At 43.8% G+C, this 10,222-nt stretch carries 12 protein-coding genes and 1 rRNA gene; 10 read left to right on the plus strand and 3 right to left on the minus strand.

The genetic code is table 11. The features are described 5' to 3' along the window. Window positions 1-26: 26 nt before the first annotated feature. Window positions 27-698: a phosphatase PAP2 family protein gene (locus tag AB4111_RS30830; RefSeq protein ID WP_442035106.1), complete on the minus strand. Its 672-nt coding sequence runs from the start codon at window positions 696-698 to the stop codon at window positions 27-29. Window positions 699-1,002: 304 nt separating this feature from the next. On the opposite strand from AB4111_RS30830, the gene AB4111_RS30835 reads away from it, so the two are divergent. From AB4111_RS30835 to AB4111_RS30850, 4 genes are all read left to right on the plus strand, one after another. Then, window positions 1,003-1,797: a CPBP family intramembrane glutamic endopeptidase gene (locus AB4111_RS30835; protein WP_442035108.1), complete on the plus strand. Its 795-nt coding sequence runs from the start codon at window positions 1,003-1,005 to the stop codon at window positions 1,795-1,797. Between the two features lie 141 nt (window positions 1,798-1,938). Beyond that, a complete protein-coding gene (locus AB4111_RS30840) occupies window positions 1,939-2,175 on the plus strand; it encodes a DUF6953 family protein (protein ID WP_036607962.1) in 237 nt (78 codons plus the stop codon). 395 nt (window positions 2,176-2,570) lie between these two features. Beyond that, window positions 2,571-2,771 carry a cold-shock protein gene (locus AB4111_RS30845; RefSeq protein WP_024633772.1) on the plus strand — a complete coding sequence of 67 codons (201 nt, stop codon included), beginning with the start codon at window positions 2,571-2,573 and terminating at the stop codon, window positions 2,769-2,771. 188 nt (window positions 2,772-2,959) lie between these two features. Beyond that, window positions 2,960-3,187, plus strand: coding sequence for a cold-shock protein (locus AB4111_RS30850; RefSeq protein ID WP_017691121.1), 228 nt, complete (start codon window positions 2,960-2,962; stop codon window positions 3,185-3,187). Window positions 3,188-3,429: 242 nt separating this feature from the next. Here AB4111_RS30850 and AB4111_RS30855 read toward each other — a convergent pair whose 3' ends face one another. Continuing rightward, complete coding sequence (locus tag AB4111_RS30855) at window positions 3,430-3,789, minus strand: hypothetical protein (protein ID WP_442035111.1); 360 nt, start codon at window positions 3,787-3,789, stop codon at window positions 3,430-3,432. Window positions 3,790-3,953: 164 nt separating this feature from the next. Between AB4111_RS30855 and AB4111_RS30860 the strand changes: the two genes are divergently transcribed. Further along, window positions 3,954-4,688, plus strand: a complete 735-nt coding sequence (locus AB4111_RS30860; RefSeq protein WP_442035113.1) for a class I SAM-dependent methyltransferase — start codon at window positions 3,954-3,956, stop codon at window positions 4,686-4,688. Window positions 4,689-4,748: 60 nt separating this feature from the next. On the opposite strand, the gene AB4111_RS30865 is transcribed toward AB4111_RS30860, so the two are convergent. Next, on the minus strand, window positions 4,749-5,393 hold the full coding sequence (locus AB4111_RS30865; protein ID WP_442035115.1) for a GntR family transcriptional regulator: 645 nt from the start codon (window positions 5,391-5,393) through the stop codon (window positions 4,749-4,751). A gap of 327 nt (window positions 5,394-5,720) precedes the next feature. On the opposite strand from AB4111_RS30865, the gene AB4111_RS30870 reads away from it, so the two are divergent. The 5 genes from AB4111_RS30870 to AB4111_RS30890 all read left to right on the plus strand — a co-directional run. Continuing rightward, window positions 5,721-6,542 carry a transporter substrate-binding domain-containing protein gene (locus tag AB4111_RS30870; RefSeq protein ID WP_442035117.1) on the plus strand — a complete coding sequence of 274 codons (822 nt, stop codon included), beginning with the start codon at window positions 5,721-5,723 and terminating at the stop codon, window positions 6,540-6,542. 23 nt (window positions 6,543-6,565) lie between these two features. Continuing rightward, the gene (locus tag AB4111_RS30875) at window positions 6,566-7,222 is read left to right on the plus strand and encodes an amino acid ABC transporter permease (RefSeq protein ID WP_442035119.1); all 657 of its coding nucleotides are present in this window, start codon (window positions 6,566-6,568) and stop codon (window positions 7,220-7,222) included. A 142-nt stretch (window positions 7,223-7,364) separates the two neighbouring features. Beyond that, window positions 7,365-8,585: an ornithine--oxo-acid transaminase gene (locus AB4111_RS30880; protein WP_442035121.1), complete on the plus strand. Its 1,221-nt coding sequence runs from the start codon at window positions 7,365-7,367 to the stop codon at window positions 8,583-8,585. Continuing rightward, window positions 8,575-9,549 carry an arginase gene (gene rocF, locus AB4111_RS30885; RefSeq protein ID WP_442035123.1) on the plus strand — a complete coding sequence of 325 codons (975 nt, stop codon included), beginning with the start codon at window positions 8,575-8,577 and terminating at the stop codon, window positions 9,547-9,549. The genes AB4111_RS30880 and rocF overlap by 11 nt, the downstream gene beginning before the upstream one ends. A gap of 613 nt (window positions 9,550-10,162) precedes the next feature. Continuing rightward, window positions 10,163-10,222 (plus strand): 16S ribosomal RNA (locus AB4111_RS30890); the annotation flags it as partial.

A 10,222-nucleotide genomic window follows, 5' to 3' on the forward strand; every position in this document is an offset into this window, starting at 1 on the left:
CCCACCTGTTACCTATATAAATGCAGCTATACATGACTGCTTGGATTCGAAGCTGTGAGTGGTTGCTTGCCTTTTTTTCGTGCCTGCCCAAGACGAAGAGCAAAGACATGTACAGTCCAATACGCGGCCTCCGCAAACAAAATGCCTCCGGCAATGTCCAGCAAGGAATGTTGTTTGACAAACACCGTCGAAGCAATAATCAACCACAGCCATACTGACCAAGAGATGCGTGCCAAAGGTTTAAAATTCAAGTGTCTGTTAATCACAATAAACAGCAAGTAGCTGGTCAGAACGTGAACACTTGGGAAACAATTGAAGGGCGCATCATTTGAATAGATAAACTGTACTAACACGCTGCTCAGATCAGTTCCGCCGATTTCCGGGCGTGGGACATGGGTAGGGAACACCGCAAAACAGACATTGGCAGCCATCACACCAATATTATAGGTAATCAACGTACGCCAGAATAGCGACTTGTTCGTCAGACCCAAATAGAGAAATCCAAAATACAGAATGGGCATCCAGCTAATGTACGGATAAATAAATTCTTTGATAAAAGGAATCTGTGTGTCAATCCAAGCATAATTGTAGAATACATCATTTCCCGTGTTGCTGCCTAGAAATACGTAAATGGAGCCTTGGAGCGGTATGCACAGAATAGCCAGTAAATGCCCCCAGCGCTGAAAGAATGCTTTCATAGTATCCCCCTGATTTCATTATGCATTGTGAAATTATCGTTAATTCATACTTATAGATATATGACGTTGAAGAGTCGCCGCACCCCTGCAGCTTTAAACTCTTGTAATACTATAATGGACAGATGAAGGTATAAGCCATACCTGATTTTAGGGGAAATGCAGTCAGGATAAGTCTCTTTTTTGTTACTTTTATAGTTTTATCCATAATAGGGATATTCAATGTACTGGGGGTGTGATGCAACTATATTGGCATATAAATTCATATGACAACGAAAAAAGTAAATGAAATGAGGTAGGCAAATGTATGGTTAATCCGCAATCCAAGCCAAAACATTCCTTATCTGAGCGCAAACCTGTGCTCACCGTCGTGATTATTGAGCTACTTCTCTTGTTAGCTGTATTTGCGGCAGGAGCCATTGCGACGATAAAACAATTGGACTACACTTCCCCTGTACTTATTTCCTTTACACCCATCGCAATTGTTCTGATGATCTATCTGACGTTCAGGCGCAAGTGGAGAGAGACTGGATTTCGATCCTTGCGAAGTATCCCAGCTGGCTATGCAAAGTATTATATTCCACTACTCCTTGTACTGGGTACACTTGCCTTAAAAGGATTTGGGGAGCTGAGCTTGTCACGGGTCGTCTTTTTCATCTACTTTACCTTGCTCGTAGCTTTTGTTGAGGAAACGATCTACCGAGGACTTATTTTCAAAACATTGCTTCAAAAAAGTGCAGTGGCTGCAGTCGTGACCTCCAGCATCTTGTTTTCAATTACACATCTGCTGAATGCATTGTCAGGTCAAAATATGACGGATACGATCATGCAATTGGTCTATGCGCTGCTTCTGGGAGCGGCACTGGCATTATTAATGCTGAAGAACGGAAATATCGTACCGCTTATTTTGTTTCATTTCATACATAATCTGATTCAATTCCTCGGGAATGATCTGGAGGACACAGGAACACTTCCCTACGATCTTTTTATACTGGTAGTACTGATTGCATACTGTGCCTGGTTAGTGTGGAGCAATCGAACCAATTCGATTATTCCTTCCCATGCAAGTGAGCAGGACAATAACAATACGGTTGTTCATTAAGGGTGTCGCTTGGAAGTAGTTATCTTACAGTTTCCCGTCAGCAGTGGGATCATGGTATACTTCAGTCTGGCGGGAAGACAGATATGTTCATGATACGCGGTCTGCCTATCCGTACATTAGGTTCAGACAGTAGGTGATATAGTGGAGAAGACAGCACAAGGCGTAGCAGAATGGATGGTACAGGAGATTAAATTCACAGGAACACTTCATCAGGAAGCTGCCATAGAATATGTGAAGACCCATTTTGGCGAAGAGTTTGTTTTTGTGAACGAGAACGGTAATACATCATTGTCCAAGGAAGTGAAGAAAGCTTTCCGTAAGCTTCATCGTGGGCAGATCGCCTGGGATCGGGATGCATTTATGTGGGCATGGACATAATGTGTTAAACTGTAGTGAGATGATTCATTGGTTGTGTTGGATATGCATGTCAGAATATTATATAAAAAATGTATAAGATGGATTAGATCTGCATATCCTTTCATAAGACCGTACACAAGCGACCAGGCACATAAGCGTGATAAACCCTGTCCCCACGCGAGTTAATAACATGTATTTCCAAAGCTGTTTGAAAAGAAAATACAAAGATTTGCTTTTTGGCTGAATTGGAGTTATAATAAAAACAAGTTGTAGAGAGTGGAAAACCTAATTCATATATTGTAAAGGGCGATCACTTATAGGTTTATGACTGGTACCTTTTTCAATGTGTGAATTTTTATTTGCTTGCTGCAAAGAACAAAGGAACATGTTAATCTTTATTTGGAGGTGTAATTCACATGCAAAACGGAACAGTAAAATGGTTCAACGCTGATAAAGGCTTCGGTTTCATCGAAGTTGAAGGCGGAGAAGATGTATTCGTACACTTCAGCGCTATTACAGGCGAAGGCTTCAAAACGCTGGACGAAGGTCAACGCGTGCAATTTAAAATTGTACAAGGAAACCGTGGTCCTCAAGCAGAAGAAGTTGTAAAACTGTAATTAAAGCATAGCTGCCTTTAACATGTTATAATGGTAAAGGCAGCTTCTTTTTTTTGATTAGTTATATAAAAGTCGACCCAATAGTTGTCGAGACAGAAGTTCGGTGGTACGTAAAACTTCCGCTAAGTGTTGGCTTCTGTGAAATAACGTCGGTTAGATGTTTTTCCATAACAAAGGGGGTAGAAGTCATGTATAATCGCAAAAAACCGTTGGAAGAGATTCCACAAGCTGATGCGGCAATCTGGGAATGTACGAGTGATACGTGCAAAGGATGGATGCGGGACAATTTTGCGTTTGATAACGTACCTACTTGTCCGATATGTGCTTCTGAGATGGTCAGCACGACTAGGATGCTACCATTGCTTGAGAATTCGAATAGTAATCTGAAAACGATGCCTAAAGGAAATCGGATTTAACATAGCTTACCCGCCTCTAACGAGGTGTTTTTTTTTAAGATCAAACAGACACCCTGTGCGAAGGTAAGGGTATTAAATATGAAGTTCCCGGCATTCGTTTTAGCGAATGCCTTTTTTTGTATCTTTTTTTACAGAAAGTATACTGTAATTGACGGGAATCGTATGAAAAGATAAAGACCCTTTTCGCTATAAGCAAAAAGGGTCTTTGATGTGACTACAATTGTACCACGTCCAGATTGAGTTTAGATGAACAGGAATGGCAGCAGAAACAATGTTGCTACCAGAGCCAGATCGATTCCTGCTCCGTAGCCGTAACCTCCACCGTAACCTCCACCGTATCCTCCAGATCCATATGGACCGTAGGCCGAAGATTTAACTTTCTTTGATGCAACAGCGTTTCTCTTGCTGCTTTTTACCAGCTGCTGTTTGGATTTGACTGAACATAGCCGTGGTCCTTCGAAACATCCGTTCAAATAAACTTTGCCATCACGACATTGACTAAGTGTACCATACATATGCTTACCGTCTTTCATAACAAGACAAACGGAACGTCCAACGTGCGGAGAAACCGTTTCTTCACATACCGGATTAATTCTGTACATGCATATCCTCCTCATTAGATGCGGTTGCCGCTTGAATTCAACGGTTTGTATATCATAGTAAAGAGAAGAGGATTTGGTATGGACGAGTACCCGGTAAATCGAATAGGGAGGAGCCGTTTTTGAATCTGTTCCATACACTGGGAGGAGTGAGGAGGGGATGTCGCGTGGATTATCATGACATGCTGGCTCGTTTGGGGGAGGGAAGTGCCCACCCCGGAGGGTTTTTGGCAACACTGAAGTTATTGGATAGCTTATCTCTGCCTGTGGGTAGTCATATCCTTGAGATAGGATGTGGCACTGGGAGGACTGCTTGTTACCTGGCTAAAAGTGGCTATCAAGTAACAGCCATTGATCTTCATCGCAATATGTTGGATAAGGCAGTTCGGCGAGCAAGACGAGAAGGGGTGGATGTTCGATTTGTTCAGGCGGATGTAGCATCGTTGCCTTTTCCGGAAAATGATTTTGATATGGTATTCGTGGAGTCGGTTACGATCTTCACACCATGGCGGAGTGCACTTAATGAGTATAGAAGAGTGTTGAAGCCCGCTGGACTTTTGGTGGATCGGGAGATGGTTTTATCAGGCCAGAAGACCGAATTGATGTATCGCAGACTAAAGCAATTTTACGGTATACGAACCCTGGTAACGGCGACAGCATGGAAAAAACGCCTAAAACAGTGTGGTTTCAACAAGGTAGAGGTCAAAGAATATTCACGTTCTATAGGAAAATGGGGCGTTGATCATGATCCACATCGTGAGATCGATATGAATTGGTTCGAGGATGAACGTATGCAGCGAATGAGTCAGACCAATGATCGGTTGCTCGCGAAATACGGCAAGAAGTTGGGGTATGCTGTTTTTCAGGCTAGGGCGCCGTTGGAGATCAAAAAGGAAAAATAGGAAAAAGGCAACTCGCACAATAGTTGTGGGTTGCCTTTGGTTTGTTTTGGGCAGAACGTACTACAGCATATCGTTGTCGATAATCCGCCAGTGGTGTTTGAGCAGGGATTCCAGTTGGTTCTTATCCTTGGCTCGAAAAGCGCTTAAAATTTGTCGGTGCTCTTCATTGACTTCAAGCAGTACCTCAGATAGCTTTGGTTTATTATCACTAACATACGACTGCCGGATGAAGCTGTTCTTCAATGTGTTTAACATCTCGATTACTGTGGCGTTACCACATCGCTGAATGTACAGGTTATGGAACTGATATTGGTTCTTGTTGTAGGCAACAAGATCAAGTTGGCTGATATCTTCGTCCATTCGGACAACGAGAGTTTCCATCTCCAAAAGTTCAGATGGCCTGAGATGGTCTGCTGCAAGAGTGGCAGCAAGTGCCTCCAGCACACCGATCGCTTGAGAGAACTCCAGTTTTTTGCCTGCATCAAAAGGAGTGACAATAAATCCCCTGCGTGGGATGTATTGCAGCAGATTGTCTGAAGCCAGCTGGAAAAGGGCCTCCCGAGTAGGGGTGCGACTGATGTCCAGCTTTTTGCATATTTCAGCCTCGTTGATCTTCTGGTTGGGAAGTAGCGTCCCGTCCTGAATCTTCTGGGCAATGTAATCGTATACGTGATCTTTCAAGGACCGGTATTTGGGTACCTCCATACCGAATCCTCCTTTCTATGTATAGTGAATAATTAGATGAGCGTGAGGCGGTACAGCGTGCGCCGTTCAGGAGTTTCAAGTTTTTATCATCTTAACACCGAGGGGGAAGTTGGGCAAGCAAACTTCCTGCTCAAGTCAATGTGAGTGTTGTGTTATATATATCACATTTTATGGAATATGAGCGTATAATTGTTTAAAAAATGATTGTGATAACTCAGAATGTTTGTTAGTATTACTTACATATAAGTCCATATATTGTCTTATGTATATTGTATACAAATTTATTATTAAGCTACTAAGTCCAAAAAAAGAATAGGGGTATGCTGTGTGAGAAAAGTATTGTTGCCAATGATTCTGCTGTTAGTGGTTGTAATCATGTCCGCATGTGGTCAGGAAAAAACGACAGGGAACGGATCAGATGCTACTTCGTCTTCTGGAGGTAGTTCTGCGGAAAAGAAAGTAATTGTACTTGGGACCAGTGCGGACTATGCACCCTATGAGTTTCATAAGAAAATTGATGGTAAAGATACTATCGTAGGTTTTGACATCGAGATTGCCAAAGCAATTGCGGCTGATCTGGGGGCCGAGCTGAAGATTGAGGACATGGACTTTGATGGCCTTCTTATGGCCCTCGGTACAGATAAGGTTGATTTTGTAATATCAGGCTTAACCCCTACCGAAGAAAGAAAGAAGAATGTTGATTTTACGGATATCTACTATTATGCAGAGCAGGCTGTACTTGTTAGAGAAGGGGACGATGCGGCATTAAAGTCAGTGGATGATCTATCGGATAAGCAGGTTGGCGTACAGAAGAGTTCCATTCAGGAAGGGATTGCTCAGGAAATAGAAGGGGCAAAGCTCACTTCTCTGGCTAAAATACCTGAACTGATCCTGGAGTTGCAGACGGGGCGCGTAGATGCGCTCATTTTGGAGAAGCCGGTGGCTGAACAGTATGTGAAGAACCAAGAGGGGCTTGTTGTTGCGGGTGTGGAGATTGAACAAGCTGAAGATGAGGGTGGTTCGGCCATCGCGGTGAAGAAAGGTAATCAGGAGCTGCTGGATCAGATCAACACTACATTGGAAAAGCTCAAAACGAATGGAGATATTGAACGTTTCGTTGTTGAAGCGAATGAGATGCTGAGTGAATAAACCGGACGAGTGAGGGGTATGCCGTGAATTTAGATTTTTCCTTTCTATTAGAACATTGGCAGGATTATGCACAAAGTGCGTGGGTTACGCTTGAACTTTCCTTCTTCGGTGTTCTGTTTGGGACGTTACTAGGTGTGTTCATGGCATTAATGCGAATATCCCGAATATGGCCAATTAAAGTGGTCGCTTCGGCGTATATTGAACTCATTCGAGGAACGCCAATGCTGGTACAGATTCTTATTATTCATTATGGTCTGACGGTTGTAGGTGTGAACTTGCCGGCATTTATGTCGGGGGTGGTAGCTCTGACGATGAATAGCTCGGCTTATATGGCGGAGGTGTTCAGGGCCGGGATTCAAGCGATTGATAAAGGGCAGACAGAGGCTTCGCGCTCCCTTGGCATGACGCATGGTATGACACTTCGCTATATTATACTTCCACAGGCCTTTCGTAACATGCTTCCGGCTATCGGTAATGAATTCATTATTATCATTAAAGATTCTTCGCTTGTTTCCATGATCGGCATAGCTGAGATTATATACACGGCTAGAACGATTCAAGGTGTTACGTTCCAGCCGCTTGCTCCGCTGCTTATTGCCGCCGGCCTCTACTTTATAATCACATTTACACTGGCCAACTTGCTCTCTCGGTTGGAACGTAGACTGTCTACTTCTCGATAACTATTGACAGAGGATTCGGTTAAAAGAAAGGCTTGGAGTAGGCTTCTGTGGAAATCGCGGGATGTAGTCGTAAATGGCGGTGGTATCGCATACATTGATATTGTATTTTGTATACAATATTTTGGGAAGGTGTTGGGTGTGTATGTCAGATTCCAAAATGTTAATGGATTGGTCGGAGCGTTACGCTGCACCTAATTATCATCCGCTCCCTATTGTGATTGAACAGGCGGAAGGGGTATGGGTGGAAGACCCTGAAGGCCATCGTTATATGGATATGTTAAGTGCATACTCTGCATTGAATCATGGTCACAGACATCCTGTAATCATACAGGCGCTCAAGGATCAGGCAGATCAGGTTACGCTGACATCACGGGCATTCCATAGCAGCTCAGCTTCTCTTTTTTATCAGAAACTCTCACAATTCACGGGGAAATCCAAGATTCTTGCCATGAATACAGGAGCGGAAGCGGTGGAGACTGCGGTAAAGGCGGTACGTAGATGGGCTTATCGTTGCAAAGGTGTACCGGAGAATCAAGCCGAAATTATCGTATGCTCTGGTAACTTTCATGGAAGAACTCTAACAGTTACGTCCTTTTCTTCTTCGGCTGAGTATAAAAAAGATTTTGGACCGTTCACACCTGGATTCCGGATTATTCCCTATGGAGATATTGAAGCGCTAAAAAAAGCCATTACGCCAAATACGGCTGGTTTTCTTGTAGAGCCTATTCAGGGGGAAGCTGGAATTGTTATCCCGCCTGATGGATATTTGGCTGAAGCCTTTGCACTGAGTAAGAGCCAGAAGGTGTTGACCGTAGCTGATGAGATCCAGACCGGATTTGGAAGAACGGGGCGCCGTTTTGCTTCCGACTGGGAAGGGGTTGAACCAGACATCTGGATTATGGGCAAAGCGCTGGGGGGAGGAGTCATGCCAATCTCGGCTATCGCTGCTGATGCGGAGATACTTGATTTGTTTGAGCCGGGGTCTCATGGTTCTACGTTTGGGGGTAACCCACTCGCTTGCGCCGTGGCTATAGCGGCACTGAACGTTCTTGAAGATGAGAAGCTTGCGGAGCGATCGGAGCATCTGGGGAACTATTTTATGAAAAAGCTTCGTGATATTCGCAGTTCGGCTATCCGGGACATTCGGGGAAAGGGTTTATTTATTGGTGTTGAACTGCATGAATCAGCGCGTCCTTATTGTGAGCGATTGATGTCTGCGGGATTACTGTGTAAAGAAACCCATGAAACAACCATTCGATTTGCTCCACCGCTGACGATTAAAGAGTCCGAGATTGATTGGGCAATGGAGAGAATTGAGCAGGTTCTGATCAATAATGAAGGAGCTGACCTACATGAAAAATGATGATGATGTCCATGGTGGCATAAAAGATACTTCTATTGTTACGGATAATACGGACCAGAAAACTGCGCGGCGTAATGTAACCATCATTAAGGTTCCTTTTGGACTCGGGGGAGCAAGAGGTGGCGCGGAGTTGGGGCCGGATGAATTGATTACAGCTGGATTGAAGAGGGAGATCGCGAGTCTTGGGCTAGTGCTTTCCAAAGAAGTGAGGATTGATTGTCCTTCTGAGCCCGCTGCCCCTACTGAGCGGAATCGTGTAAAACACTTAAATGAGGTGCGTCAGGTCAGTGAGAAGGTGTGTCATGAAGTATCGACTGCGGTAGAAGAGGGGATATTTCCGCTTGTACTTGGAGGAGATCATAGTGTAGCGATTGGTACTTTGGCCGGGTTAACAGCGCACTATTCCAATTTGGGTGTGATCTGGTTTGATGCGCATGCAGACTTGAATACGGAAGAACGCAGCTTGTCTGGTAATATGCATGGGATGAGTGTGGCTGCTTCCTTGGGTCATACTGCATTCAATCTGTCGCACATTGCTGGAGCAGGCGCGTTTATTGATCCGTCAAAATTGGTTTATATTGGTCTGCGTGATCTGGATGAGTATGAGAAAGAGCAGATTAAGGGACTGGGAATTCGGGCATTTACGATGCATGATATTGACCGTATGGGAATACAACAAGTTATTGAGCAAGCAATAGCTACAGCGGGGAAAGGGACAGATGGTATTCATGTCAGCTTTGACATGGATTGTCTGGATCCGCGGGAAGCCCCGGGTGTAGGCACCCCAGTACTGGGTGGTTTGAATTACCGAGAGGCACATTACGCACTGGAGATACTTGCTTCCACCAATCAAGTTACGTCCATGGAACTGGTTGAGGTGAATCCGTTGTTCGATCATAATAGACATACGGCACGACTTGGTGTGGAACTGATCGCTTCTCTGCTTGGTAAGCGCATATTATAGGTACTGAGAAGTGAAGCGGGGTGTGTAAGCAGTGCCTAAGAAATGACTTTCTTATTTATATAGAAGGAAAGAAAGCTGAGATCTCAAAAAACCAGGGCTGGTCACAATCAATTGTTCACTACAATCGCAGTGAAAGTGGCTTCCCTGGTTATGTTTAATGGATAAGTATATTAGAAGCAGCCTAATGAGGATGCTGAGTGTCATTTCTATAGTACAGGAGCATCAGATTACATATTGTGCCGATTATACGGAAAATTATCATTTTCAAAAAAAGACTTGCAATGTAAAACTGCACATGGTATATTCTAATTCCGGCCAAGAAAACACAAGATAAACGGTGCGGCAAGTGAATGAAATAAGCTTCGAAAGAAACTTAAAAAAAGAGCTTGCAAAGTTGGTTCGGACATGATATTATATAAGAGTTGCTGAAGAGAACGACATTCGGTAGCGAAATAAGTTTGATCTTTGAAAACTGAACAACGAGTGAGTAAACATTCTGCTTGCAGAATGAACGCGAAAGTTCAAAACAAGCCTTGGCTTGAATCGACTGGAGCACAATTGAGATTTTTAATCTCGTCAGATTCAAAATGAGCTTATCGCTCTTTTCAATACTTTATTGGAGAGTTTGATCCTGGCTCAGGACGAACGCTGGCGGCATGCCTAATACATGCAA

The sequence above is a fragment of the Paenibacillus sp. 2KB_22 genome (genome assembly GCF_052115745.1).
GTDB lineage: Bacteria > Bacillota > Bacilli > Paenibacillales > Paenibacillaceae > Paenibacillus.